We start from the raw sequence: 26,732 nt of genomic DNA on the forward strand, positions 1-26,732 counted from the left end.
AATTAACCGGTACTGTTTACCGGCTTAGACCTTGGGTCTCGTCATTCACCGTTTAAAAGTCGATGTCACTTGCAGAATATAGGCGTTCTCCTGCTGCGAATTTGATCGTAGCGCTGGAGAGCGTCTTTTTCTTATGTATAGATGCGAATATCTCTTATAATATTGACTTTAATCGTGGTATAATAAATAGATGCAAGCCTAAGCCTGCATCAGAAAACCTGAAACTACAGACAGGGGAGGGTGAAACGCATGCTGACAAAGGATGAGATTATTGCAACAATGTCCGCTCAGGGGCTGCGTATTACAGATCAGCGCAAAACGTTGGCCACGTTATTTTCCGAGAATGAAGGGTATCTGTCCCCCAAAGACGTTTATGAATATATGGGTAAGAAGTACAGTGGACTTAGCTTTGATACAGTTTATCGTAATTTGCGTGTAATGCAGGAATTAGGTGTGCTGGAACAGGTATCTTTTGAGGATGGAATGAAGTTCAAGGTGAGCTGTAATGAGCATCATCACCATCACCATATGATTTGCTTGAGCTGTCAGAAAACATTACCGATTTCTTTTTGCCCAATGCAAATGACGGATACAACGGATCAATTCCAAATCGTCGAGCACAAGTTTGAAATTTTTGGTTATTGTAAAGAATGTCAACAGAAGAATGGACATACTGATAGTAATTCGGATGGGGGATTCAGACAGACGAGCAGTCACACTCACAGCCACGGGGGCTACTGAAATGAAAATCACCACACGCAGAGTGGTACAGGCTCCGATTAAGTTTTATCGTTCCTATATTTCACCGTTAAAGCCGGCTACCTGCCGATTCTATCCAACGTGTTCAGCGTACGCGTTGGAGGCGGTAGAAGTGCATGGTGCGCTCAAAGGTTCATGGCTTGCTACTAAGCGTATAGCCAAATGCCATCCCTTTCATCCAGGAGGCGTAGATTTGGTTCCTCCTGCAAAAAAGGAGACAGACAGGTCTAGCGAAGATCGTTTGGCTACTCATTCCGAGAAGAGTCTGACTTGACAGCGCTATGCGGATTTGGTTATATTTTGGTTAATATTGTTTTCCTGCGAAGGGATGAGTAGGGTGAATTGTCCAGTACAGAGAGCCGGGGTTAGCTGCAAACCGGTCTGGAGTGAAGCCTGAATATGGTCCTGGAGGAACCTTTTTCGAGCGTATTTGCCACAGTTATTTGTGCACGGGAGGCAAACGTAAGGGGGAGGCGTGTTCCAGCGTTAATGGGCGGTCAGATGTGACCGGTGAAGCCTGTAGTCTGCGAGGATACAGGAAAATTGGGTGGTAACGCGTGAGGTGACTCTCGTCCCATAGGGGCGGGGGTCTTTTTTGTGCCCAATTTGTTCCAAATTCATAAATTGGAGTACCATCATGTCAGCAGGTCTTATCGAGCTGCCGTGAACAAAACAGGAGGCAACATACATGTCCAATGAGAACACATTTTACATTACGACACCGATCTATTATCCGAGCGACAAGCTACATATAGGTCATGCTTACACGACAGTTGCGGGAGATGCAATGGCCCGTTACAAGCGGCTACGCGGTTATGAAGTGCGTTATTTGACAGGAACGGATGAGCATGGTCAGAAGATTGAGCAAAAGGCAAGTGCAGCTGGAAAAACGCCACAACGTTTCGTAGATGACATTGTGGCAGGCATCCAAGACCTGTGGCGGAAGCTCGACATTTCCAATGACGATTTTATCCGTACTACGGAGGAACGTCATAAGGCTGTCGTACAGGAAATTTTTGATCGTTTATTAAAACAAGGCGATATTTACAAGGGAGAATACGAAGGCTGGTACAGCATCCCTGACGAGACGTACTACACAGAAACTCAGCTGGTTGACGTGGTGAAGGACGCTAAAGGCAATGTGACTGGAGGTAAGAGCCCGGATAGTGGGCACCCTGTAGAATTGGTCAAGGAAGAGAGCTACTTTTTCCGCATGAGCAAGTATGCTGATCGGTTGCTGCAATTTTATGAAGAGAACCCGCAGTTTATCCAACCGGAATCCCGGAAAAAAGAAATGATTAACAACTTCATCAAGCCGGGGCTAGAGGATCTGGCTGTTTCCCGTACAACTTTTGACTGGGGTGTTAAGGTCAAGGGAGACCCGAAGCATGTCGTATACGTTTGGATTGACGCACTTTCCAACTACATCACAGCCTTGGGATATGGTTCTTCTAATACTGAACTGTACGATAAATTTTGGCCAGCAAATGTGCATATCGTGGGTAAAGAGATTGTACGGTTCCACACGATATATTGGCCAATCATGCTGATGGCATTGGATATTCCGTTACCTAAAAAAGTATTTGCACATGGTTGGTTACTTATGAAAGATGGTAAAATGTCGAAATCTAAAGGCAATGTGGTAGACCCGGTAACGTTGATTGACCGTTATGGTCTGGACCAACTTCGATACTACTTGCTGCGCGAGGTGCCTTTTGGGGCAGATGGAACATTTACACCAGAAAGTTTTGTAGATCGAGTTAATTCGGATTTGGCAAATGATCTGGGCAACTTGTTGAATCGTACCGTGGCGATGGTAGATAAATATTTTGACGGCAAGGTTCCGGCTTATGAAGCAAATGTAACAGAATTCGACGGAGCTCTGGAAGACATGGCAACATCGACTTATAGCAAAGTAGAAGAAGCCATGGAAAACATGGAGTTTTCCGTGGCATTAACGGCGATTAGCCAATTTATTAGCCGTAGCAACAAATATATTGACGAGACGCAACCATGGAATTTGGCTAAGGATGAGGCAAAACGTCGTGAATTGGCATCGGTTATGTTGCATTTGGTAGAAAGCTTGCGCATCGCTTCCATCTTACTTCAGCCATTCTTAACCCGTGCTCCTCATAAAATTTGGGAACAGCTCGGTATTAGCCAAGGTGAGCTGACTACATGGGATAGCGGCAAGCAGTTTGGTCGTATTCCGGAAGGAACACAGTTGGTCAAAGGTAATCCGATCTTCCCACGTCTGGATTCAGAGCAAGAGGTTGCTTTTATCGTGGAAGCAATGACAGGAGGTAAGAAACCAGAGGAAGCTACGACACAAGTTCAACCACAGAATGCATCTGAGGCGAGCCAGGAAGCGCCGGAGGCAAAGGAAGAGATTGGCATTGAGGATTTTGCCAAGGTGGAACTGCGCGTTGCTCAGGTCGTCGCCTGCGAGCCTGTAAAGAAGGCCGATAAACTGTTGAAGCTCCAACTTGATCTTGGTTATGAGCAACGGCAGGTAGTATCAGGGATTGCGAAGTTTTATACACCTGAAGATATCATTGGGCGCAAGGTGATCTGTGTGACCAATCTTAAGCCAGTAAAACTTCGGGGAGAGCTGTCGCAAGGTATGATTTTGGCAGCTTCACATGGAGATCAGCTTACGCTCGCCACCGTACCGGAAGGTATGCCGAATGGTGCAGTTGTAAAGTAGTACGCTAGTTAATAAAAGAACGTAATGAGCGTATGCCCGAGAATCATTCTTCTTGGGCATGCGCTTTTTGGCGTGCATCATATTTTGCTCCCGCTACACGTATGTTTAGTTGGCAGGGCTTGTTTGCTCGTGTTCACTTAAGACAGGGGAGGAAATGAGGATGACAGATATTAACGCCGGATTGGCGATCGTAGCCGGACTGGTTTCTTTTTTTTCACCGTGTTGTTTACCGCTGTATCCATCTTATTTATCGTATATGACAGGGATGTCTGCGCGTGAACTGGCTGAAGGACGGCATAAGGCCGAGGTTCGTTATCGTACGATGGGGCATACACTTGCTTTTGTACTGGGCTTTTCGGTCGTTTTCTATTCACTGGGTGCAGGTGTCGGGTTGCTTGGAGAATGGTTTGCCAATTATGGGGATACGCTAAGAGTGGTAGCAGGGTTACTTATTTTACTAATGGGACTGGTATCTCTCGGTGTGGTAAGTCCTTTGATTCTAATGAGGGAGCATAAGCTTCGCTGGACATGGAAGCCTGCCGGGTACGCCGGCTCCTTTGTAATCGGAATTGGTTTTGCGGCAGGCTGGTCGCCCTGTATCGGTCCCATGCTAACAGCTATTATCGCTTTGGCTGCAGTAGAGCATCACATTTGGTTCAAACTGATTACAGGCTATGCGCTCGGGTTTGCGATTCCATTTTTTGTATTAGCTTTGCTGGTAGGCTCTGTTCGGCTATCCTCTCGCTATACCTCCATCCTCATCAAAACAGGTGGCATACTACTTGTTATCACTGGCATTTTACTGGTAACGGATCATATGACCGATGTAACGCTATTTTTACAACGGATTACCCCGGGTTGGATGCTAGTTATGTGAAATACTCAATACGACTTAAAGGAAAATGTTCAAAAATACGCTCTGTGATAAACTCTCGCAGTGCATTTTGCTGTTCATCGGGATAAACGTATTTGTTTTGTCCCCAGCGTCCCCATTTTTTCTTGCGTTTCTCTATGTCCATCTCCAGCTTGGTTTTCGGATAACGTTTCTCGATGACAGCTTTGGATGTTTTGGTGAAGCGATGCTGTATTAATTCGAACGTCAAATCTTTTGTAGCATGCTGGGGCAAGGTTTCTCCCAATTTGCGCAGTAACTCGCCGTAACCTTCTTCCCAGCCGTCATACCAGATGATGGGTGCAATGATGAACCCCAGCGGATAACCGGCTCGTGCGATTTTGCCCGCGGCTTCAATACGTTCCTCGAAGCGGGAAGTTGCAGGTTCAAACTGTTTAATAACATAATCGGAATTAATGCTAAAGCGGATGCGAGTATGACCATTATGTTTAATATCCAGCAATGGATCAACATGATGATATTTAGTAACAAAACGCAGACGGCCAAATTCCTCATCTGCCATGAAACGAATCAAGTCTCCAAGCGTTCCGGTGATATGCTCCAAACCAACCGGATCGGAGGTACAAGCTGCTTCAAAACGGGTAATTTCAGGCGCACGCTCCTCGATATAAGCTTTAGCTGCTGATAAGATATCGTCAGTGTTGACATATACACGAATATACGGCTTTGCTCCCAAGGTTGTTTGTAAATAACAGTAGTGACAATGCCCCATGCAACCAGTCGAAATGGGGATGGCATATTCAGCAGAAGGCTTGGATTGATCAAAAGTTAACGTTTTACGGATACCAACTACCAAAGTTTTTTTTGCCATTCGGTACTTTTCAACTTCAGTTTCACCTGGTAAATTGGTAATTCGGTTGTGAGAGGTAGTCATCCGGTACGGAATATCCTTGGCTTTAACCCAATCCATAATACGCTGGCCCTTGGGATAATTTAGTGCGTCTGGCTCAAAAAACACCAGGTCAGGCAAAAATGGCTTGGTTCCTCTGGTTTGGACAGGAGTACGCTCAAGCGTAGACATGGCTAACGCTCCTTTCAAAATAAATCCACAGTGCTCTGGTGTCCAACTTTAACATATTGCCGCAGAAGTAAACGATACAGGGACGACGATATTAGTGTACCCGGCTTAAATTGAACAAATCGTGGCAATAGATGTGAGTGAAGGGATGAGACTTGCCAATGGGCAATGATAACATGTATCATTACATAGTAGGTTTAACGCAGGAAATGAAGGCGGTAAGCGCCCGTTCAATAACAGAAAAGAGGGAAACAAGTGCCAACGCCAAGCATGGAAGATTATTTGGAACGCATTTACCAACTGATTGATGAGAAGGGATATGCTCGTGTCTCGGACATCGCAGAGGGTTTAGAGGTGCATCCTTCGTCCGTCACCAAAATGATTCAGAAGTTGGATAAGGACGATTATCTTGTATATGAGAAGTATCGGGGACTGATTTTGACACCAAAAGGGAAAAAGGTCGGCAAACGGTTGGTTGATCGCCATCAGTTATTAGAGCAATTTCTGGATATGATTGGGGTTGAGAAGGACCTGATATATAAAGATGTGGAAGGTATTGAGCATCATTTGAGCTGGGATTCCATCACCCGTATCGAAACATTGGTTGAATATTTTCGTCGGGATGAAGATCGCTTGCGCCAGCTTCATGACATACACAAGGAATTGAGTGGAGATTCCTAAAAGCATCTGTCCTTATGGACGATGCTTTTTTATTTGTCCCGACCGCAACAAATATCCGGTGATTAGCGTCTATCCATTATATAGCAGGACAAGATAGGGGTTAAAATTAACAGGGTTAGCGGAGGATTGTAATAATATGAATCGAAAGAAAATAGTGGCATTGGCTGCAGGCCTACTCTTAGCAGTGCAGACTGCCATCGTTCCTGGAGTTCAAGCAGCTTCAACTGGTGATATTGAAATTATATTGGACGGACAGTCCCTGCAAAGTGACGCATCACCGTATATTGTACAGGGAGCCAATGTTACGATGGTTCCTTTGCGAGTGATTAGTGAGGGATTGGGCGCTCAGGTCAACTGGTCGGAATCGTCCGGTACGGTAACGATTACAGCACAGAACAAAAATATATCTATGGAGAATGGTGCACAAAGCGCTACGGTGAATGGTAAGTCCGTTCGACTGGATGCATCTGCCCGTATGACACGCGGGAGAGTCATGGTGCCTCTGCGTTTTGTTGGAGAAGAGTTGGGATTAAAAGTGGATTGGCAAGCTTCAGAGCGAGTCATTACGTTAAGCAGTGGTAAGGAAGGTGTCTCAACGGGTGGGAGTAGCTCAGCGGGAAACAGTGCTTCCACATCAGATACGTCTGCATCTGGCAATCAGGAGAGTGTAAGTACGGATCAGGGAGCCAGCGATAATGAGCAGACGGTTGTCACTTCACCGTCAACGTCTACTAGTGAGGACGGTTCAAGTTCTTCACAGGCAAATGTTGTTCAGGTAAAGGCTTCAACTTCCATGCGTGGGGCATGGATTTCTACCATCAATGGAGATTGGCCTTCTTCCGCTGCCCGAAGCAGCTCCGAGAAGCAAAAGCAGGAGTTTACTAAAATGCTCGATGATTTGCAGGGGATGGGCATCAATGCGGTATTTGTTCAGGTTCGTGCCAGCGGTGATGCGCTCTACCCGTCGAGTCTCGTACCCTGGAGCAAGTATTTGACCAACACCCAAGGTAAAAATCCAGGCTATGATCCCTTGAAATTTATGATTAGCGAATCGCATAAGCGAGGGATGGAATTCCATGCCTGGTTTAATCCGTTCCGTGCGAATTCTACAGGAACAACCAGCGGTTTGGCTGCAAACCATGTGGCTAATCAGCACCCGGACTGGATTGTTAAGAATGGTAGCCAATTGTACATCAATCCAGGAATTCCGGCTGCACGTCAGCATGTCATTGCGGCGATTATGGAGGTCGTGGACGGATATGATATTGACGGCGTCCATTTGGACGATTATTTTTATCCTTACAGCGGGACTTTTGATGATGATGCGACCTTCAAAGCATATAATGCCAACAAAATCTCTAATAAGGGCGACTGGCGGAGAGATAATGTGAACAGTTTTGTTCGCGATTTGGGCAAAAGCATTCATGCCAGCAAGTCTAAAGTTCAATTCGGAATTAGCCCATTTGGAGTGTGGCGCAACAAATCTCAGGACTTAACGGGTTCAGACACGAAGGCAGGCGTTACAGCGTATGATACGACGTTTGCGGATGTGAGAACCTGGATTAACAAAGAATGGATTGACTATGTAGCTCCACAAATTTACTGGAGTATCGGTTTCCCTGCGGCTGGATATGACAAGCTTGTCGCATGGTGGTCCAATGAGGTCAAAAATTCAGATGTTAAGCTATATATCGGTCATTCTCCGTATAAAATCGGCACCCCTGAAAAGGGCTGGCAAACGGCTCAAGAGCTAATTAAGCAGCTTGAACTGAACAAAGATTATAAACAGGTCAAAGGGGATATTTACTTTAGTGCACAGCATTTGCGTAAAAATCCATATGGACTCATTCAGCTTCTTCAAAATTATTATCAAATGTGATATAAATTGGATCATATAGGTTCTATTTGGGCCTCCGTTCTCATAGATAAGCAGTAGAACTGCTTACTCCCAAGAGAACGGAGGTTTTTTGATCTATGCTGATCAATGCTGTGTTCCAGGGTGGAGGGGTTAAGGGAATTTCGCTGGCGGGTGCAGTTAAGGCTGCGGAGGAGCATGGAATTGTATTCAATCGTTTAGCAGGTACATCATCAGGTGCTATTGTAGCTGCTTTATTGGCTGCGGGATACTCTGCGGATGAAATGAAAGCCGTAATTGAGAAAACCCCCTTGGTCAAGTTGTTACGACGTTCTCCAGTGTTCAATATTAAGTGGATTGGACCAGCAGCTCGTATCTTTCTTAAAAAAGGTCTCTACTCAGGGGAGGCACTGGAGCACTGGGTACGTGAGCTGTTACGAGCTAAGGGAGTGCGTACGTTTGCGGATTTACCTCCTGGCAAACTGCGCATTATTGCATCAGATATCACGAATGGACGCATTCTGGTGCTACCTGAGGATATCAAACGTTTTGGTATCAATCCCTCTTCACTGGAGGTAGCCAAGGCCATTCGGATGAGCACAAGTATCCCTTATTTTTTTGATCCCGTTATGTTAAGGCTTGATTCTGCACTTGCCAAGGGAAAGACCTTTTCTCAGCAATTTATATTTGTAGTTGATGGGGCTTTACTAAGCAATTTGCCTTTGTGGCTTTTTGATGAGCCTGTAAATGAACGTGAGGCCAAAACGATTCCAACGGTAGGGTTTCAAATGGTGGGCAAGACGGGTACGGAGACCAAAGTTTCTTATATACGGGGTCCTTTGACCATGCTGCAGGCTATTTTCGATACCATGCTATCAGCACACGATGAACGATATATTGAGCAGGAGAATCGGTATCGGACGATTAAAATTCCAACATTGGGGATCCGCACTGCACAATTTAACATTTCTACAGTGCAAAGTGATTTGCTGTATGCTTCCGGTGTGCAGGCAGGGGATGCTTTTTTCCACAAATGGAGCATCACTTCTTACCAGCAGCAGTATAGCAAATACCAATTGATGAAGGATACCATGTACGCTATGAAATGAACACTAATTGGCAGTTAAAGTAATTTAAAAGGGTGTAAAAAAGGAGCCTCTTCCCGGTCATATTTGAATATGCGGGTGACGGCTCCTTTGTGCTGCATTTTAAAGGATGATTATTATCGTTAATGATATTTAGGTTGTTCTTCTTCATTTTTGCCCTTGGAACCTTCAATCACATGAAAAGGATACGCTTTGCGCTTGCCCGTAGTCTGCTGCTTACGTGCGTTGGCTGTTTTAGCCATGGTGCGCACAGAGGGTTTGATTTTGGGAGTACGATTGCTTTGTCCTGGCAGGTATTTGTATAGCAGAAATATAACTGCAAAAACAAGGACGGGAATGAGTAAACTCATGAGAAAGCCCCAACTTCCTCTCCACAGCATATCCACAATCCCATATGCACCCAAAGCAAGGGTAAGCCAGAAAATAACAGCATGTCTGTTCATTATTCACTCATCCTTTCACAGGATCAAGTGCAGGACTGTTGAAGGTCTCCTTTACAGGTACATTTTCCAACTCAGCATCCAATTCAAGCATACGCTTAAATGAGGCAATGGATACCTCCACTTGATCATCAGTCGGTTCTTTGGTGGTAAGTAGTTGCAGCCACAGACCGGGGTAACCTAAATAACGAAGTACCGGAATTTCACGAAGAGCATTGGTCAGCTTGAGAAATTCAAAAGAAAGCCCCAGTACGATCGGAAGCAGTAGAAGCCGTTGCCCCATACGCTCCCACAGATTATCGTAGGTGAATAGGGAATAGACTAGTACCCCGATGATCACGGTCAGCATAATAAAGCTGCTACCGCAGCGGTAATGCAAACGGCTGTATTTTTGCACATTGGCCGGGGTTAGTTCTTCTCCAGCTTCGAATGCCGTAATTACTTTATGCTCTGCACCGTGATATTGAAACAGTCGTTTGATCAATGGAGTTTGGGAAATGCCCCATAAATAAGCCAGCAGCAGAATCAGCTTAATGGCTCCTTCGGCGAGGTTATGCAAAATTTGGCTGTGAAACAAGCCGTCGAACAGGAAGTCTTCTACAACAACCGGAACGAGGGTTAACACAATTTTGCCGAACAAAAAGGAGATAATCCCGACTGCCGCTACACCGATCATCATACTCAGACTCCAGCGAGATTCTTCTTTTTTCTTTTGCTCAGCGCGTTCTTCCGGATCTACTTCATCATCAGCATACGCATCGGCTGAATAGTTCAAATGCTTGGTACCTTTGGCGCTGGAGTCGATGATGCTTACAATCCCCCGCAATAAAGGAATTCTGCGGAATTTGGATACCCAGGATTGCTCCTTGCGTGGTACTTCCAAATATGTGATTTCGCCAGTTTTGCGGCGAACTGCCGTGACATTGACACGCTTGCCGCCGAACATGACACCTTCAATGACTGCCTGACCACCGTAGCTCACAGGCTTGGATGCTTGTGACAACCGTCTCACCTCTCTTAATACATGCTTTTTTGTATATTGTATCGAATTTGGAAGGGAATATCTAGTTAGATGAAACTGGTGTAACCACAGGCTTATAAAAAAAGCATTTATGGAGCGTCAGACTGCTCACATAAATGCTACTCATTATAAAACTTCGGAAACAACCTATTGCGTAATTGCCCCAACAACCTGGTCAACCAGTCCTTTTGATGAGAGGGGGCCGCCAAATGTCCATGTCGTACCGTTCAGTGGATAGGTGCGTTTTTCTTTAACGAAATTCAGACCGTTCCAGACCGAATTATTTTTCATAGGTGCCCCGAAAACATCATCGTCCGGCTGCACAATATAGATAAAGTTGCTGTTCTGAACAGCAGACAGAGCTTCAATACCGACGGTTGTAAAGCCATACGGTTCAACTTTGCTTGGTTTCCAATCATTAATCATACCGATCTTCGCCAGTGTTGCCACGACGACTGAGTTATCCGAAAACATACGGAGGCTGGCCGCATTTTGCGAAGTGAAAGCTTGTGTCAGTACATAATGATAATCCGACTTGCCAGCAGCGGCGAGCTTTTCTTTGGCTTCAGCATAATGCTGATCCAGTTCGGCAAGCACCTGCTTAGCTTTGTCTTCTTTTCCCAGAGCAACCGCGATGCTATTAAAAATTTCTACCATTTTATCATGATCGTAGCCATTACCATTGTTCAGATTATATTCGATCGTAGGAGCGATGGCCTTAAGTTGCTCATAGATAGCTTCATTCCCATCAACATTGGAAATGATCAGATCCGGCTTCAATGCAGCAATCGCTTCCAGATTCGGCTCGTTACGCGTGCCGACATCGACCACGCTACTATCCAGAGCCGCCTCCGGTGTCACGTATACCTTGTAGTTGGCATTGTCAGCATTACCCACTGGCTGAACGCCCAACGCAACCAAATCCTCTGTAAATGTCCATTCCAGCACTACGACACGCTGTGCGGGCTTGTCGAGCGTGATCTCACCACGATTATGCTTTACCGTCACAGGACCGGTCGCTGTGTCAGTCGGTTTACTACCCGATGTGGCTACCTGATCTTTGTCCGATGCATTGTCGGCTGCTCCGCAACCTGCCAGAGTGAGCGTAAAAACCATTAACAATAAAATCCCGATGAATCCCTTTTTCATAGAAGCGTTCTCCCGTATATATGTTTTTATAAAATGATAATGATTATCATTTTCACCATTATATTATGATAGAGGATTGAAATTTTGTCAATGTAAAAAACGGGTCCGTACCCTCAAGTCGAAAGCTGCCATTATTCAGCATTCCTGTTCGTTGTTAAACTCTCCCCCCTTGGAGCATACTACCAGCAAAATGGAATGCAGAATCCGATGGAAGTACATGCATATCCGATTGCGATAGTCTTTACGATGGGAAAAAGTTTTCATATTGAAAGGGGATTAAACAACATGAGCGAAACCTTCTCTATACCCAAGATAGGACATGAACAGGAGCAACCTCGTGGATCTCAGGATCAACGTAATCATAACGACAGTGGTAGAGGCAGGCAGCAGTCAGGCAAAATACATACGCCTCTCATTCCTTTTGCGCTTGAGTTGGGTTTTTTTTCGGGTTTGCTCTGGGGATTGCTGCGCTGGCTGTTTTATAAGTTGCACTTTACCGTAGTAGCGCCTGGCTTTCTCGCAGAGCCTTTTTTCAAGCATTCATTTATGAACACCATGGCGGGACATCTGGTAGGGCTACTGTTTTTTATTGGATTATCCGTCGTAGCTTCACTGGTGTACACTCTGTTGCTGCGCAGATTTAAGGGTCCTTTACCCGGCATTGTGTATGGCCTGATTTGGTGGGTTGTTTTATTTGTATTAACAGGTCCTAAGCTAGGGATGATGAATGCTCCTGATCGGTTAACATGGAATTCCCTGTATACGGAAATTTGTGTGTTTTTACTGTGGGGACTATTTATCGGATATACCGTTGCTGTCGAGTATACGGATGAAAGAAAGCGCGAGCCTGAGAAAGCTGAGAGCTGAACGTAACAAAAACTTCTCAAGCGCCTATTCCCTGTGTTAAAATAGCATTTGGTTATTTGACAGAGGGGAGCGGAATGAAAGATGAAGAATGACCGGGTGTTAAAGCTGCGGCTGGCGCTGGGCGAGCATAATCTGCGGGCTATGCTGATTACTAGCCCTGTCAATCGTCGATATTTGACAGGCTTCACAGGTTCGGCAGGTTATGTGCTGATTACGGAATCCCATAGCTATTTGCTGACTGACTTTCGCTATATGACGCAAGCGACCGAACAAGCCGAAGGCTTCACGGTAGTGCAGCACGCTGCACAGGTCATGGAAACGGTGAAAGAATTGCTGTCTTCCCATCAGATCAGCGAAACAGGCTTTGAGCAAGACGCTGTAACTGTTGCGACGCATAAAGCTTATAGCGAAGATTTGTCACCTATTTCACTGGTTCCGGTGTCGGGCATTGTAGAGAAATTACGGGTGTACAAGGATGCAGAAGAGCTGGAAGTGATGCAGCGGGCAGCGGATTTGGCAGATGCTACTTTTGCACACATTTTACCTTACATCAAGCCAGGTGTCAGCGAGCGTGAGCTGGATCTGGAAATGGAATTCTTCATGCGCAAGCAGGGAGCTACATCCTCTTCATTTGACACAATTGTGGCTTCTGGGGTTCGTTCGGCATTGCCTCATGGCGTAGCCAGTGCTAAGTTAGTACAAGCAGGCGAGCTGATTACGTTTGATTTTGGTGCGTTGCTGGATGGCTATTGCTCCGATTTGACACGTACAGTGGCCACACAAGGGGATTTAGCGCCCCAGTTGCGTGAGATCTACGATATTGTACTTAAGGCGCAACTTCACGCACTTGAACATATTAAGCCGGGCATGACAGGCCGTGAAGCGGATGCACTGACCCGGGATATTATTGCAAGCCATGGCTATGGAGACAATTTCGGGCACAGTACAGGTCATGGTCTGGGTCTTGAAGTACATGAATCTACACGCCTGTCGAAGGCGAGTGATGATATTCTGGAGCCGGGTATGGTGGTAACGGTCGAGCCAGGTATCTATGTGCCTGGATTGGGCGGTGTACGGATCGAGGATGATATCGTTATTACAGATAGCGGCATCAAATTATTAACACATTCGAGCAAAGAATTTACAGTCGTTTAATAACGATAACAGTCCTGTAGGAGGGGTATTTTAGTGATTAACGTTAATGATTTTAAAACAGGTTTGACCGTCGAGGTAGACGGAGATATTTTTACGGTGCTGGATTTCCAACACGTAAAACCGGGTAAAGGTGCAGCATTCGTACGCTCCAAGTTGAAAAACTTGCGTAACGGTAACACCGTTGAACGTACATTCCGTGCGGGTGAAACGATCGGTCGGGCGCAAATCGAAAACCGCGGTGTATCTTATCTGTATGCTAGTGCAGACGATCATACATTCATGGATAATGAAACATATGATCAATTCACATTGTCCAGCGATCAACTGAAATGGGAACTTAACTTCCTGAAAGAAAACATGAATGTAAATATCGTTAGCTATAATGGCGAAATCCTGGGTATTAACCTGCCTACCAGCGTGGAACTCAAAGTAATCGAAACAGAACCAGGTATTAAAGGTAATACAGCTACAGGTGCTACCAAAAATGCCAAATTGGAAACGGGTTTGAATGTTCAAGTTCCTTTGTTCATTAACCAAGATGACGTATTGTTAATTGATACACGTGACGGCAAATACATGTCTCGCGCATAAAATTTGCTGCTTTTAGATTTCCTCTGTCCTTGTGAAGGGCAGGGGATATTTTTATAAGCACTAATATTAAAAAACAATGGCTCCGCACAGCACTTTCGTATTATACTGTACTAAAGTTATTCCGCAGGATGTCACGTTCAAGTCGTTGGGTGCCATCTCAAGGTTACATACTGAGTCTGAGGGAGTGAATATCGTTGTCTTTGTATGTCATGAAATTCGGAGGCAGTTCCGTCGGTGACACGGAGCGCATGAAACGCGTGGCAAAACGCGTTGTGGAGAAACAGAGTGAAGGGCATCAATGTGTAGTGGTCGTTTCCGCAATGGGAGACACGACAGACGAACTGATTGACCAGGCCAAATTGTTGAATGAGCAGTTGCCTGCACGTGAGTTGGATATGTTGATGACGACAGGTGAGCAAATTTCAATCGCCTTGTTGTCGATGGCTATTCAGCAGTTGGGTCATGAAGCGGTATCGTTTACGGGATGGCAGGCTGGTTTCCGTACTGAATCTGACTTTGGTCGAGCACGGATTACGGATATTCAACCTCAGCGTGTGCTGGATGCACTGAGCAGCAACAAGATCGTTGTTGTAGCTGGTTTCCAAGGGATGTCTGTAGAGGGAGACATTACGACGTTGGGACGTGGTGGATCTGATACGACGGCGGTTGCGCTGGCGGCGGCGATTCAAGCGGATGCCTGTGAAATTTACACGGATGTGGACGGCATTTATTCAACAGATCCACGGATCGTGAAGGTTGCTCGTAAGCTAAAAGAAATTTCTTATGATGAAATGCTGGAATTAGCTAATCTGGGTGCAGCTGTATTGCATCCTCGTGCGGTAGAATATGCCAAACATAACCGGGTACCGCTGATCGTGCGGTCCAGTTTTAACCATAATGAAGGAACGGTCGTAAAGGAGGATGCAGTAATGGAACAAGGCGTTGTAGTCAGTGGGATTGCATATGATAAAAATGTAGCAAGAATCAGTATTTTGGGCGTCGCCGATATTCCCGGCGTACTGGCGAAAGTATTTGGAACACTGGCGGCAGCCAAAATTGATGTAGACATTATTGTACAGAGCGGGGTTGAAGCTGGTAAAGCGGATTTCTCCTTTACAGTAGCTCTGACGGATCGTGAAGCGGCACTGGAGACGCTGGAAGGTATTCGTGGAGAGCTTCCGTACCGTGAAGTAACGTCTGAGGAAAACTTGGTGAAGGTTTCCATTGTAGGTGCAGGAATGGTTAGCCATCCGGGTGTTGCTGCGCAAATGTTTGCCGTACTGGCAGAGCAAGGCGTTAGCATTAAAATGGTAAGCACATCTGAAATCAAAGTATCGTGTGTAATTGAAGCGGGTAAGCTTCATGAGGTTATTCAGGCGTTGCATACAGCTTATAACCTGGACACCGAGGAGCAAGCGTTTGTGGGTGGACCGAAAGACCGTCGTTAATAACTGCAACGTGATCTAGACACTGAATATGGCTAATGTGAACGATGCTTATGACAGGTAAAGGTTGATACATTATATGCCTTCTATTTATAGTTTGATAAATCATAGAATACAGCAGTAGGTTAAGAGGTTGTTCCATCAGTGAGAGTTAAACTGAGGGGCAGCCTCTTTTTTTCTGAATCTATCTTTTCTACCCAAGGGTTTCCCTTAGCCGACAAGGCTTTGAGAGGCCCTTTTTTATTTGTGCAAATTAGAGAATGGTGCTTAAACAAGCGGGAGAAAGGTCTGTTGAGCGTTGATAGGAGTTAGCAAAAGTTTGCCTAGGTTTTCAATATATTTTCGGCATAAAAAGCGAGAGTCAACCATAGACTTGTCTTAAAGAAAAAGGACAACTGTGAGGGGGCTGCATCGGTATGGAATGGCTGGAGTTATTTCCCGAACCGTTGCACGGTATACTCGGAAGGCTTCCAGAAACGGTATTTGAGCAACTGGAAGAAATCCGGGTCAGGGAAGGAAGGCCGTTGGAAATTAATGCAAACGGTGAACATCATTTTGTAACGTCTGCTGGTCAGCTGACTTTGAACCATGTGGAAGCCTATAAGCCTGACCGTGAGGATGCCCACCGACTGCTGGATTTTATCAGCAATCATTCCCTCTATACGATGGAAGAGGAGCTTCGTAAAGGGTTTATTACGATCCCTGGCGGTCATCGTATTGGCTTGGCAGGGAGAACCGTGCTCAACCGAGGACGAGTGGAGCATTTGAGGGATATAAGCAGCTTTAATGTAAGAATTGCGCGTGCAATTCCCAGCATAGCTGATCGGATATTGCCTTATGTAGCAGATCGAATGTCCGGGAAAATCCGGCATACCCTCATTTTGTCCCCTCCTCAGCATGGCAAAACGACACTGCTTAGGGACTTGGCTCGGCAACTCAGTTACGGAGGGATGGAAAGCCATGGGGGGCGACGGAATGGACTCAAGGTAGGCATTATAGACGAACGCTCTGAGATCGCTGGTAGTCACAAAGGTATCCCGGGTTTTGATGTCGGGCCTCGCACCGATGTATTGGACGGATGTCCGAAAGCAGAAGGCATGATGATGATGATCCGCTCGATGTCACCGGATGTCCTCATTGTTGATGAAATCGGACGACCGGAAGATGCGGAGGCGGTGCGCGAAGCGCTCCATGCAGGCATTGCAGTCATTGCTTCCGCACATGGTCGCGATGTGGCTGAAATGGCGACCCGGTCTGCTTTTGCTGGATTAACTACAGGACAAGAGCTATTTCAACTCTACGTCATGCTGGAGCGGACGAGCCGGGGCGTCTCATTCCGACTGGCAGATGCCAAGCAACGCAGGCTTACACTGTCTGGAGAAGGGCAGAATGGGGGTATCTCCTATGCTTAAGCTGCTGGGTGCAGCCTTGGTTATACTGGCCGCTACGCTGGCAGGTTGGCAACGGGCAAGGCAGTTTGCAATGAGGCCGCGGCAAATCAGGGAGTTGATTCTTGCGCTGCAAAGATTGACCACCGAGGTTTCCTACGGGGTGTCTCCGCTACCAGATGCTTTCGCCAAGACAGGAGAGCCCTTGCGAGAGCCCTTACGCACTCTGTTTCAGCAAGCCTCACGCTGGATGCACCCCTCTTTTGGCCTGACTGCCAGAGAAAGCTTGCATAAAGCCATTGAAGACTCGTGGAGCCGTTCCTCTATGAAGCAAGCCGAGAAGGAAGCGATGCGGCAGCTTGCTTACAGTCTTGGAACCAGCGACCGTGAAGACCAGATCAAGCACATTGCGTTGACCATCCAGCAGTTATCCCATGAGGAAGCGCAGGCGCAGGCAGATCAGGTGAGGTACGAGCGTATGAGCAGGAGCCTGGGACTGCTGATCGGAGCATTGATCGTCATTTTGATCTATTAGCGGGGTGCTCGAATGAATTTAGAAGTGAACGCAATTTTCCAAATTGCCGGAATTGGCATTATTATCGCTATGATTCATACCGTATTAAAGCAAATGGGCAAAGAAGACATGGCGCACTGGGTAACGGTCATCGGCTTCGTCGTGGTCCTGTTCATGGTGGTGCGAATGCTGGATAACCTTCTGCAAGAGATCAAATCTATCTTTCTTTTTCAGTAGGTGGACACATGGAAATTATTCAGGTGGTGGGCTTCGCCCTCATTGCCACAGTCCTTATTTTAGTCATTAAGGAACAGAAGCCGATGTTTGCCTTTTTGATTGCAACAGCTGCGGGAATCGTCATTTTTTTGCTGCTGATTGGCAAGATCGGATCTGTGGTTGCTGTACTGGAGCGACTGGCCCGGTCTTCAGGCATGGACATGATCTATTTTAAAACCGTCTTGAAAATAATCGGTATCGCTTATATTGCTGAATTTGGAGCGCAAATCGTTCGGGATGCAGGACAAGACGGGATTGCTTCCAAAATTGAGCTTACCGGAAAGGTACTCATTATGGTGCTCGCAATCCCAATTATCAGCATTATTATTGATACCATTCTGAAGCTGATGCCCGCCTGAGGGGGTGATGCCATGAAAAGGCTGGGGGGCATGCCGAATCTCAAAGTAATTGCAATGTTGCTGCTATGTCTATGGTGTGCCTCGGCTGCGTTCCTCTTTGCAGATACACCGACAAACGAATGGATCAGACAGCAGGCGGAGCAAATGCCCAAAGATGAAGTAGAACATTATTGGGACGGGCTCATGCAGCAATATGGCGGATTTTTCCCTGATCAGAAAACGCCTTCCTTCATGGACATGCTGCTTCCAGGCGGTGAAGGGTTCAGCATAAAGGGTGTATTGAGCGCTATAGCTGATTTTTTCATCCATGAAATCCGAGTAAATGCCAAGTTGCTCGTCACCATCGTCATGCTCAGCATTATGAGTATGGTGCTGGAAACGCTACAAAGCGCTTTTGAAAGCAAACAGGTCAGCAAAGTGGCCTACGCTATCGTATACATGGTCATTATCATTTTGGCGATTAATAGCTTTAGTGTAGCGATTGGTTATGCCAAAGAAGCGATTGATAGCATGATTCACTTCATGATGGCAATGTTGCCTTTGCTGTTTACTATGCTAGCCTCGATGGGGAACGTCGTAACAGTTTCGGTGACCCACCCGCTGATTGTATTTATGATCAACACAGTCGGAACAGTCATTCATACGCTGGTTTTCCCGCTGCTGTTCTTCTCGGCTGTGCTGTACTTGGTCAACTCGCTGACGGGCAAATACAAGCTGACCCAGCTAGCCGATCTGTTGCGGAACGCTGGAGTAGCAGTGCTGGGAGTGCTGCTGACCATTTTTCTAGGAGTCATTTCGGTACAAGGCTTGACATCGTCCGTTACTGACGGATTAACGATCCGTACAGCCAAATATATTACAGGTAGCTTTGTTCCGGTGGTCGGCAAGGCGTTGGCAGATGCGACAGATACAGTTATTTCGGCTTCGCTGCTCGTTAAAAATGCCATTGGTCTGGTAGGAGTCATTATTATTTTGTTCCTGTGCGCCTTTCCCGCCCTCAAGATTCTGACGCTGGCGCTCATTTATAAAGTGACAGCAGCGATCATGCAGCCTTTGGGTGATACGCCTATCGTGGCATGTCTGGATGCGATCGGCAAGAGCATGATTTATGTTTTCGCGGCGCTGGCAGCAGTGGGATTGATGTCCTTCCTTGCAATTACAGTCATGCTCGCAGCAGGCAATATGACAGTCATGATGAGGTGAACCAATGCACGTAAACCAACAAGGGGGGAGGAGAGTGACGTGACCTGGCTGGCAGGCTGGCTCAAGGAACTGGTGCTAATCGTGTTGCTGGCTTCTTTTGTCGATATGATCTTACCGAGCCGATCTATGGAGAGGTATGTCAAACTCGTTCTCAGCCTGCTTATTCTGCTGACGTTGCTGTCTCCGGTCGTGCGCTTACTGAGTACCAGTCCTTCCGAGGTTCTAGGGCGAGCATTGGATCTTCAACGTCAGGCTGAGACAGGCAAGAGGGAACCGACATTGGAGGAGATTCTAGCAAAAGGCAGCCAGTTAAAGCTACAGCAAGAACAAAGCTCCATGCAATGGGCTGGCAAAGAGGTAGCTAAGGAAATGAAAGGACAGTTGGAACAGTATACTGGGTTAGCAATTCAGTCGGTCCAGGTTACCCTTGCAAAGATTCAACAGGAGGAATCAGGGCTGGAGGCAGGAACGGGTGTCCAGTCGGTAGTGGTCCAATTGGCAGAACAGCAGCCAGAAAAAGAAAAGAAAAACACAGACGTCTCGCCTGGTGCAGATGTCAAGCCGATTATGGTGGAGCCTGTAACCGAAAAGACAGTGAATATTCGTGTAGAGCCAACACATGCAAAAACTTCAGATTTTAATGAAGGAACGCGAGAGAATGATCGTAATCCTGACAAAACTGTTGAGGACGGAAAGCCAACAGATACGAAAGCATTTGGCTTAATTACAGGACTTTTACGTGAAAAATGGGGGATAGATAGCAAAAATGTTCAGGTGCTTTCTTCGCAGGATGGAACACATGAATGGTAACAGGAGGTGAGCAGAAATGAGCAAATGGCTGAAAAAGCTGGAGCAATGGCTGGGTGGAGGGGCGGATGGGGCGAAAAGGTTCAATTCATTTCGTTGGTTGCTTATTCTTGGCCTTATCGGTGTAGCGATTATGCTCTTTAATTCATTCGTTAATGTAAAAAAGGTTGATCCAGAAAACGTAGGGCGTGAGCCGCCTGGCGTGATGAAAAATGAGCCTACGTTAGAGACAACAACAGGTGAAGAAAGTTCTTTTGCCGGGATTGAGAAGGTTTTTGAGGACAATATGAAACAGATGCTGGAGCAGATTGTTGGCGTAGGAACCGTTGATGTCATGGTTACGGTAGACTCCACCGAAGAAGTTATCGTTCAACGCAATGTAAAGGACATGCAGGAAGAGAACAATGAGACGGACGCCAATGGTGGACAACGGCACACTACTCAATATACACGTGATGGCGAAATTGTCACCTATGAATCATCTGGTGGTCAGCACACCCCGATTGTGACAAAAAAAGTAAAACCGCAGGTGAGGGGAGTGCTTGTTGTGGCTATGGGGGCAGAAAACCCTACAGTGAAGCAGCTAATTGTCGATGCTGTACAGAAGGGGCTAAATGTACCTTCCTACAAAATTTCAGTCGTACCGCGCAAGCAGGGATAATTTGGAATTCAGGAACAAAGAAGTTTATATTTTAAACCATTAATGAATATGGAGGACGGAACATGAATAATAAAAGACAAACCGTTTGGCTGGTGTCCATGCTGAGTTTAATGGTCGTGCTGTCTGCGTATTATTTGTTTACGGAGGACTCAAGCCCTGCAAATCCACCAGTAGCCGATAGTGAACAAGTGAGCAAGGTTAAGCAGGATGCCGCACAGGAAGCAACGACGAAGGCAGAGGAACAATTGAACGAACTGAAGGTAAACGAAGTAGTGACGAATGGAGAAGTAACTGATGGAGCATCAGCAAATTCCACAAAGTCGGATACGGCTTCTACAACTGACCCAGCAACAGAAAACTCAAAAGGCGACAAAGGTACGGCAGCTACCCCTACTACTGAACCGGCGACATCCAATCAAAACACAACAGCGACTAAGACGGACGCGACAGCACAAAATGACGACAAAGCAGCCTCTACAGCCAAAACCGACCAGCAGGTACTGGATCAAGTGGCAACTGATCAAGCTGCCCAACCTACAGCAGCAGCTGTGATTGACAACTATTTGCTGGAACGGGACGTGGAAAATCAGAAGAAAAATGATGAACTGACTACCGCAATGAACGACAGCACACCAAAGAAAGCTGCGGAGGCTCAAAAGGAATTACATGTACTTGAAGATAAGCAGGCTAAAATTACTGGAATTGAAGAAGAGCTTCAGCAACAGTTCGCCAATGCGGTCGTCCGTGAGGAAGACGCTGATAAATACAAAGTAGTGGTTCTGAGTGAAAAATTGGATGCTAAGCAAGCGGTAACAATTGTCGACAAAGTCATGAAGGAACTGAATGTAACGCAGGATAAGATCAGTGTCCAATATGTTACACAATAAGACAAAAAACGCGAAAAAGCCCGGATTTCTGCATTATTCCGGGCTCTTTCTATTTTTAATGATTGTGATATAATACATAAAGCTGTTTCAACAATGTTATCAGCAACCGGCAAAATGCTGAAGGAGTGATTAATAGAGATGTTTAAATTAAGCGAGATTAAGGAATTGATCAAGCTGGTGGATGAAACGTCTGTGCATGAGCTTGAAATTGAAAATGAAGGAACTCGCTTGTTGATCCGGAAACCGGGCAAAAGCGAAATCGTTACAGTACAGGCTCCTGTGGCAACACCTGCTTATGCAGTGGCACCACAAGCTGTTATTCCAAATCCACAAGTACAGTCCGATGTTGGATCTACAACTGCTGGAGAACCGAGGGAATATGCAAGCAATCTACATAAAATCGTATCTCCGATGGTAGGCACTTTCTATAGTTCTTCATCACCGGATACGGCTCCGTATGTGAGTATCGGCAGCAAAGTGGGCGAAAAAACAACGGTATGTATCATTGAAGCGATGAAGCTGATGAACGAGCTGGAAGCTGAAGTGAAGGGCGAAATTGTGGAAATTTTGGCCGAAAACGGACAGTTGGTCGAGTATGGCCAGCCATTGTTCCTTGTGAAACCGGAGTAAAAAGCTTGTTTGCACCCTCTTTTGAGGGTTCGGCAAGACTGCTCCCAGGGAGGATAAAGTCATGACATTTCAAAAAGTATTGATTGCGAATCGTGGAGAAATTGCGGTTCGTATCATTCGCGCTTGCCGCGAAATGAATATTTCGACAGTTGCTGTATATTCGGAAGCTGACAAGGATTCGTTACATGTGCGTCTCGCAGATGAGGCTTACTGTATCGGACCGACGCTATCTAAGGACAGCTACCTTAATTTTACGAATCTGATGAGCGTTGCTACATTGACTGAATGTGATGCCATTCATCCAGGTTACGGATTTTTGGCGGAAAACGCAGACTTCGCTGAAATTTGCGAATCGTGTAATATTACGTTTATTGGTCCTTCTCCTGAAGCCATTAACAAAATGGGAGATAAGGCCGTAGCTAAGCAGACCATGAAGGATGCCGGAGTTCCAGTTATTCCGGGTTCAGACGGGCTGGTTGAGGATTTGCAGGATGCGATCGGCATCGCACGTGATATCGGATATCCGGTAATTATCAAGGCCACAGCAGGAGGCGGAGGTAAAGGTATTCGTATCGCCGAAGATGAGGATAACCTCATTCAGCAAATCACTACCGCTCAGCAGGAGGCGCAAAAAGCATTTGGCAATGCGGGTGTGTACCTAGAAAAATATTTGACCGGTATGAAACATGTGGAAATACAGATCATAGCGGACAAGCATGGTAATGTTGCCCATTTGGGCGAACGGGACTGCTCTGTGCAGCGTCGTCGTCAGAAGTTGTTGGAGGAAGCACCATGTCCTGTACTTTCGCAGGATGTCCGTGAAGAAATGGGTCAGGCAGCTGTTCGTGCAGCTTTGGCCGTTCAATACTCTGGTGCAGGTACTCTCGAATTTTTGCTCGGCCCGGACAACAATTTCTATTTCATGGAAATGAATACACGTATTCAGGTAGAACATCCCGTAACAGAAATGATTACTGGTGTAGACCTGATTAAGGAAATGATTTCTGTCGCTGAAGGGCATCCGCTTTCCTTTACGCAGGAAGAAGTCACCATCAATGGTTGGGCGATAGAGTGCCGTATTAACGCTGAGGATCCGGATCGTAATTTTATGCCTGCACCGGGTAAAATCGGATTTTATCTGCCTCCAGGCGGTCCTGGGGTACGGGTAGACAGTGCAGTATATCCAGGTTATAGCATTCCTCCTTATTATGACTCTATGATCGCCAAGCTGATTGTGTGGGCACCTACACGGCAGGATGCAATTGCCAAAATGAAGCGGGCTTTGACTGAGTTTGCTATTGAGGGCATACCCACAACGATTTCTTTTCATCAGCGCTTGCTAGAGCATCCGACCTTTATTAAAGGCGATTTTGATATTAAATTTTTGGAGGAAAACGAAGTTTAATCGGTATATTTCCTCCGTTTGTCATAATGAACGCCAAATGATATAGTATGGATAATAAGTGAGCATGTCTGCTTTGAAATCTAAAGCTGGAATGAAACTTATTTTGACCGAAAGGTGTTGAAGGTATGAGCACAGTGCCAACCGAATTCGAACGTACAGAAATTGGGGAGATTCAAATTGCCCCAGAAGTTATTGAAGTCATTGCCGGACTGGCTACCGTTGAGGTACCGGGCGTGGCGGGAATGAGTGGCGGATTTGCTGGTGGGTTTGCCGAACTGCTAGGCCGCAAAAATTTATCTAAAGGTGTAAAAGTGGAAGTCGGACAGCGTGAAGCTGCTGTAGACGTCTCCGTCATTATTGAGTACGGTAACCGTCTGCCTGAGGTGGCTGCTGCTATTCAGCATAATGTTAAGCGTTCGATTGAGAACATGACAGGTCTTAACGTTGTTGAAGTGAACGTGCAAATTCATGATGTTCAATTCAAAAATGCCGATAAAGTAGAAGAGCCGGAAGTGCTGGGCGCCGGACGGGTTAAATAGAGCGATACTTTGTACAAACCCCCGACCCTTATGGGTCGAGGGTTTACTCTAATTTAAGGAGGCTGTGCGTTTCGTGGCTAAAGTTATGGACAGACTTCTGCTGTTCTTGTACAGCTTAAGTATCGGAATTATTTCCATTCTCGCCATCCTCCTCCTGAGCGGGGCCATTCCGTATGTTTTAAGTATTGAGGATGAGCGAGTAGTGTGGTTTACCAGCCTGATTATTGCAGGGGTTCTGTTGTTATTGAGTCTTCGTTTTTTTTTATATCTCTATTCGACGGAACCAAACCGTACAGCATTCTATTGATCAACGAACGGAATACGGTGACATTCAGATTTCAGTGGATACCATTGAAAATCTGTGCCTCAAAGCAGCTTCCCGATTTCGCGGGATGCAGGATTTGAAAGCACGCGTTCGTGTGTTGGATTCGGGACTTGATATTACGATTCGGGCGGTTGTAGACGGGGAAAGCTCCATTCCGGTGTTAACCTCCGAGGTACAAAAGGGGGTACACGATCATGTGGAAGAAATTACAGGAATTCCTGTGTCCAATGTATCGGTGTACATCGCTAATGTTTCTCAGTCACCCAGCTTTAAGAGTCGTGTGGAATAGAGGTGATTTTCCCTGATGCCCTGGAAAGAAATATGGGGAAGTTACAAGGGCCGGATCATGGGGATCACGGCTGGTATTTTTTTCGGTTTTATTTATTTGTGGGCAGGCTTTTGGAATATGTTGTTCTTTGCATTGATGGTGTTCATCGGATATACGCTAGGAAGACGTAGCGATTCAGCGCTCGGTTCATTCCTCCCTTGGAAGGAATGGGGCGATTGGTTGTCGCAACGTTGGCGTCCTTTTAAATGAACCCTGTGATACGTGTTCTCCAAAAATAGAGCTGTAGCTTCTTTGCGCCCAACGTTTTGGAGGATGCGTTCACAGGTTTTTTTGTGGAAATTGGTTAGAATGAAAAATAGATATAGGCAAGCGTAGGAGGCAGGGCATGAAAAGACGTCTGGCGAGGGAATTAGCGGTACAGAGTATGTACCATATGGAAATGAATGAAGTGGATGCGGCAGCAGCCGTGGACATGTTGCTTCAGGAAGCCGCTGAGGAAAACGAAGCGGAAGTTGTCGTTAAAAATGCAGCAGTGTTAAGAGCGTATGTCTTGGAGCATGTGCGGGGTACGTGGGAGCACAAGGAAGCCATTGATGGGCTGCTGGTGGATTATCTTAAAGGCTGGCAGATCAGCAGGCTTTCACGTGTAGATCGTCAAATTTTAAGGCTTGCGGCATATGAGATGATTTTCCGTGAGGATGTTCCAGCCAAGGTAGCTGTTAATGAAGCGATTGAGTTGTCGAAGCACTTTGGTACCGAGGAATCCGGTAAATTTGTTAATGGTGTACTGGGACGAGTGATACAAGAACTGGAGCAATTGAAAGCACGTTTTTAAGTAGAGACTACTGAATCAGGTTGGAGAGTGGTAAAACATGTCAGCACCGATCATTGATGGTAAACAAATCTCTCAGGATATTCGCGCAAGCATTCAGCAAGAGGTCATTCGTCTGAAAGAGCACAGCTTTCAACCCGGACTGGCTGTTGTATTGGTAGGCGAAGATCCCGCTTCGCAAGTGTATGTTAAAAACAAGGAAAAGGCATGCCATGATCTCGGCTATTACTCCGAGGTTCATCGGTTGGCAGCAGATACTTCGCAGGAAGCATTACTGGAACTGGTAAACAAGCTGAACCATCAAAGTACCATCCATGGAATTTTGGTGCAACTGCCGTTGCCAAAGCATATTCATGAAAAAGCTGTCATTGACGCGATTGCAGTGGAGAAGGATGTGGATGGATTCCATCCGGTGAACGTAGGGAATTTGGTCATCGGTGACGATAGTCTATTGCCTTGTACTCCTGCTGGAGTCATTGAGTTAATTAAGCGTGCAGGAGTGGAGATAGCCGGTAAACATGCGGTAGTTATTGGTCGCAGTAATATCGTGGGCAAGCCAGTGTCTTTATTGTTGCAGCGTGAAAATGCTACGGTTACGATGTGCCACTCCCGTACAGCGAATATTGCGGACCTAAGTCGACAAGCAGATATCTTAGTCGTTGCGATCGGCAAAGCCAACTTTATTGATGCTTCGTTCGTGAAGCCCGGAGCGGTAGTGATAGATGTAGGGATGAACCGTCTGGAGAACGGAAAGCTGGCGGGGGACGTTGATTTTGAGAGCGTGAAGCAAGTGTCTGGTCCGATTACGCCTGTTCCCGGCGGAGTAGGGCCGATGACAATTACGATGCTGATGCAAAATACGCTCGTAGCGGCCAAGCGGTCGCACGGTTTGGCATAAGGACAGCTGCCT

At 46.2% G+C, this 26,732-nt stretch carries 29 protein-coding genes and 1 pseudogene; 26 read left to right on the forward strand and 4 right to left on the reverse strand.

Features of this window, described 5'->3' with window-relative positions:
- Positions 1–249 precede the first annotated feature (249 nt).
- The 4 genes from ACWA2B_RS20775 (at position 250) to ACWA2B_RS20790 (ending at position 4,343) form a co-directional block, all read left to right on the forward strand.
- Positions 250–741, forward strand: coding sequence for a Fur family transcriptional regulator (locus ACWA2B_RS20775; protein WP_039270917.1), 492 nt, complete (start codon positions 250–252; stop codon positions 739–741).
- A gap of 1 nt (position 742) precedes the next feature.
- Positions 743–1,033 carry a membrane protein insertion efficiency factor YidD gene (gene yidD / locus ACWA2B_RS20780; RefSeq protein ID WP_029517238.1) on the forward strand — a complete coding sequence of 97 codons (291 nt, stop codon included), beginning with the start codon at positions 743–745 and terminating at the stop codon, positions 1,031–1,033.
- Between the two features lie 414 nt (positions 1,034–1,447).
- Positions 1,448–3,466 (forward strand): methionine--tRNA ligase, encoded by a 2,019-nt coding sequence (metG, locus tag ACWA2B_RS20785; RefSeq protein WP_342434270.1) that lies wholly within the window; start codon positions 1,448–1,450, stop codon positions 3,464–3,466.
- A 160-nt stretch (positions 3,467–3,626) separates the two neighbouring features.
- Entirely contained in the window at positions 3,627–4,343 is a 717-nt protein-coding gene (locus ACWA2B_RS20790) for a cytochrome c biogenesis CcdA family protein (protein WP_029517240.1), read from the forward strand.
- Here the strand turns inward: ACWA2B_RS20790 and splB are convergent.
- Positions 4,336–5,400: a spore photoproduct lyase gene (splB, locus tag ACWA2B_RS20795; RefSeq protein ID WP_023989268.1), complete on the reverse strand. Its 1,065-nt coding sequence runs from the start codon at positions 5,398–5,400 to the stop codon at positions 4,336–4,338. The two genes, ACWA2B_RS20790 and splB, sit on opposite strands and share 8 nt — an antisense overlap.
- Before the next feature lie 252 nt (positions 5,401–5,652).
- On the opposite strand from splB, the gene mntR reads away from it, so the two are divergent.
- The 3 genes from mntR (at position 5,653) to ACWA2B_RS20810 (ending at position 9,042) form a co-directional block, all read left to right on the forward strand.
- Positions 5,653–6,078 carry a transcriptional regulator MntR gene (mntR, locus tag ACWA2B_RS20800; RefSeq protein ID WP_029517241.1) on the forward strand — a complete coding sequence of 142 codons (426 nt, stop codon included), beginning with the start codon at positions 5,653–5,655 and terminating at the stop codon, positions 6,076–6,078.
- 136 nt (positions 6,079–6,214) lie between these two features.
- On the forward strand, positions 6,215–7,957 hold the full coding sequence (locus ACWA2B_RS20805; protein WP_449292586.1) for a family 10 glycosylhydrolase: 1,743 nt from the start codon (positions 6,215–6,217) through the stop codon (positions 7,955–7,957).
- 95 nt (positions 7,958–8,052) lie between these two features.
- A complete protein-coding gene (locus ACWA2B_RS20810; protein WP_165147072.1) occupies positions 8,053–9,042 on the forward strand; it encodes a patatin-like phospholipase family protein in 990 nt (329 codons plus the stop codon).
- A 119-nt stretch (positions 9,043–9,161) separates the two neighbouring features.
- Here ACWA2B_RS20810 and ACWA2B_RS20815 read toward each other — a convergent pair whose 3' ends face one another.
- The 3 genes from ACWA2B_RS20815 to ACWA2B_RS20825 all read right to left on the reverse strand — a co-directional run bounded on the left by ACWA2B_RS20815 (position 9,162) and on the right by ACWA2B_RS20825 (position 11,649).
- Positions 9,162–9,482 (reverse strand): hypothetical protein, encoded by a 321-nt coding sequence (locus tag ACWA2B_RS20815; RefSeq protein ID WP_029517244.1) that lies wholly within the window; start codon positions 9,480–9,482, stop codon positions 9,162–9,164.
- Positions 9,483–9,489: 7 nt separating this feature from the next.
- The gene (locus ACWA2B_RS20820; RefSeq protein ID WP_029517245.1) at positions 9,490–10,482 is read right to left on the reverse strand and encodes a DUF1385 domain-containing protein; all 993 of its coding nucleotides are present in this window, start codon (positions 10,480–10,482) and stop codon (positions 9,490–9,492) included.
- Between the two features lie 165 nt (positions 10,483–10,647).
- On the reverse strand, positions 10,648–11,649 hold the full coding sequence (locus ACWA2B_RS20825; protein WP_029517246.1) for an ABC transporter substrate-binding protein: 1,002 nt from the start codon (positions 11,647–11,649) through the stop codon (positions 10,648–10,650).
- Between the two features lie 285 nt (positions 11,650–11,934).
- Here ACWA2B_RS20825 and ACWA2B_RS20830 point away from each other — a divergent pair, with 285 nt between their 5' ends.
- From ACWA2B_RS20830 to folD, 19 genes and pseudogenes are all read left to right on the forward strand, one after another.
- On the forward strand, positions 11,935–12,516 hold the full coding sequence (locus ACWA2B_RS20830) for a YqhR family membrane protein (protein ID WP_029517247.1): 582 nt from the start codon (positions 11,935–11,937) through the stop codon (positions 12,514–12,516).
- Positions 12,517–12,597: 81 nt separating this feature from the next.
- A complete protein-coding gene (locus ACWA2B_RS20835) occupies positions 12,598–13,671 on the forward strand; it encodes a M24 family metallopeptidase (protein ID WP_029517248.1) in 1,074 nt (357 codons plus the stop codon).
- Positions 13,672–13,704: 33 nt separating this feature from the next.
- Positions 13,705–14,262 (forward strand): elongation factor P, encoded by a 558-nt coding sequence (gene efp, locus ACWA2B_RS20840; protein ID WP_029517249.1) that lies wholly within the window; start codon positions 13,705–13,707, stop codon positions 14,260–14,262.
- Positions 14,263–14,456: 194 nt separating this feature from the next.
- Positions 14,457–15,710: an aspartate kinase gene (locus ACWA2B_RS20845; RefSeq protein WP_165147069.1), complete on the forward strand. Its 1,254-nt coding sequence runs from the start codon at positions 14,457–14,459 to the stop codon at positions 15,708–15,710.
- A gap of 413 nt (positions 15,711–16,123) precedes the next feature.
- Positions 16,124–17,119, forward strand: a complete 996-nt coding sequence (gene spoIIIAA, locus ACWA2B_RS20850; protein ID WP_449292587.1) for a stage III sporulation protein AA — start codon at positions 16,124–16,126, stop codon at positions 17,117–17,119.
- Complete coding sequence (gene spoIIIAB, locus ACWA2B_RS20855) at positions 17,112–17,630, forward strand: stage III sporulation protein SpoIIIAB (protein WP_029517252.1); 519 nt, start codon at positions 17,112–17,114, stop codon at positions 17,628–17,630. Before spoIIIAA ends, spoIIIAB begins: the two co-directional genes overlap by 8 nt.
- Positions 17,631–17,642: 12 nt before the next feature.
- The gene (gene spoIIIAC, locus ACWA2B_RS20860) at positions 17,643–17,846 is read left to right on the forward strand and encodes a stage III sporulation protein AC (RefSeq protein ID WP_010345636.1); all 204 of its coding nucleotides are present in this window, start codon (positions 17,643–17,645) and stop codon (positions 17,844–17,846) included.
- Positions 17,847–17,854: 8 nt separating this feature from the next.
- Entirely contained in the window at positions 17,855–18,244 is a 390-nt protein-coding gene (gene spoIIIAD / locus ACWA2B_RS20865; RefSeq protein WP_013310826.1) for a stage III sporulation protein AD, read from the forward strand.
- A 12-nt stretch (positions 18,245–18,256) separates the two neighbouring features.
- Positions 18,257–19,447, forward strand: a complete 1,191-nt coding sequence (gene spoIIIAE / locus ACWA2B_RS20870) for a stage III sporulation protein AE (RefSeq protein WP_029517253.1) — start codon at positions 18,257–18,259, stop codon at positions 19,445–19,447.
- Positions 19,448–19,486: 39 nt separating this feature from the next.
- On the forward strand, positions 19,487–20,257 hold the full coding sequence (spoIIIAF, locus tag ACWA2B_RS20875) for a stage III sporulation protein AF (protein ID WP_029517254.1): 771 nt from the start codon (positions 19,487–19,489) through the stop codon (positions 20,255–20,257).
- Positions 20,258–20,273: 16 nt separating this feature from the next.
- The gene (spoIIIAG, locus tag ACWA2B_RS20880; RefSeq protein WP_029517255.1) at positions 20,274–20,915 is read left to right on the forward strand and encodes a stage III sporulation protein AG; all 642 of its coding nucleotides are present in this window, start codon (positions 20,274–20,276) and stop codon (positions 20,913–20,915) included.
- A 62-nt stretch (positions 20,916–20,977) separates the two neighbouring features.
- Positions 20,978–21,802, forward strand: coding sequence for a SpoIIIAH-like family protein (locus ACWA2B_RS20885; protein ID WP_029517256.1), 825 nt, complete (start codon positions 20,978–20,980; stop codon positions 21,800–21,802).
- A 138-nt stretch (positions 21,803–21,940) separates the two neighbouring features.
- Positions 21,941–22,432, forward strand: a complete 492-nt coding sequence (gene accB, locus ACWA2B_RS20890; RefSeq protein ID WP_029517257.1) for an acetyl-CoA carboxylase biotin carboxyl carrier protein — start codon at positions 21,941–21,943, stop codon at positions 22,430–22,432.
- Positions 22,433–22,493: 61 nt separating this feature from the next.
- Positions 22,494–23,837, forward strand: a complete 1,344-nt coding sequence (accC, locus tag ACWA2B_RS20895) for an acetyl-CoA carboxylase biotin carboxylase subunit (RefSeq protein ID WP_029517258.1) — start codon at positions 22,494–22,496, stop codon at positions 23,835–23,837.
- 125 nt (positions 23,838–23,962) lie between these two features.
- Positions 23,963–24,376 (forward strand): Asp23/Gls24 family envelope stress response protein, encoded by a 414-nt coding sequence (locus ACWA2B_RS20900; protein ID WP_029517259.1) that lies wholly within the window; start codon positions 23,963–23,965, stop codon positions 24,374–24,376.
- A gap of 73 nt (positions 24,377–24,449) precedes the next feature.
- Positions 24,450–24,990 (forward strand): annotated as a pseudogene (gene amaP, locus ACWA2B_RS20905) (alkaline shock response membrane anchor protein AmaP).
- A 15-nt stretch (positions 24,991–25,005) separates the two neighbouring features.
- Positions 25,006–25,239, forward strand: a complete 234-nt coding sequence (locus tag ACWA2B_RS20910; RefSeq protein ID WP_023989248.1) for a DUF2273 domain-containing protein — start codon at positions 25,006–25,008, stop codon at positions 25,237–25,239.
- 136 nt (positions 25,240–25,375) lie between these two features.
- A complete protein-coding gene (gene nusB / locus ACWA2B_RS20915) occupies positions 25,376–25,825 on the forward strand; it encodes a transcription antitermination factor NusB (RefSeq protein ID WP_013310817.1) in 450 nt (149 codons plus the stop codon).
- A 37-nt stretch (positions 25,826–25,862) separates the two neighbouring features.
- Positions 25,863–26,720 (forward strand): bifunctional methylenetetrahydrofolate dehydrogenase/methenyltetrahydrofolate cyclohydrolase FolD, encoded by an 858-nt coding sequence (folD, locus tag ACWA2B_RS20920; protein WP_029517261.1) that lies wholly within the window; start codon positions 25,863–25,865, stop codon positions 26,718–26,720.
- Positions 26,721–26,732: the final 12 nt, after the last annotated feature.

It is taken from the genome of Paenibacillus sp. CMM36 (assembly GCF_053570945.1).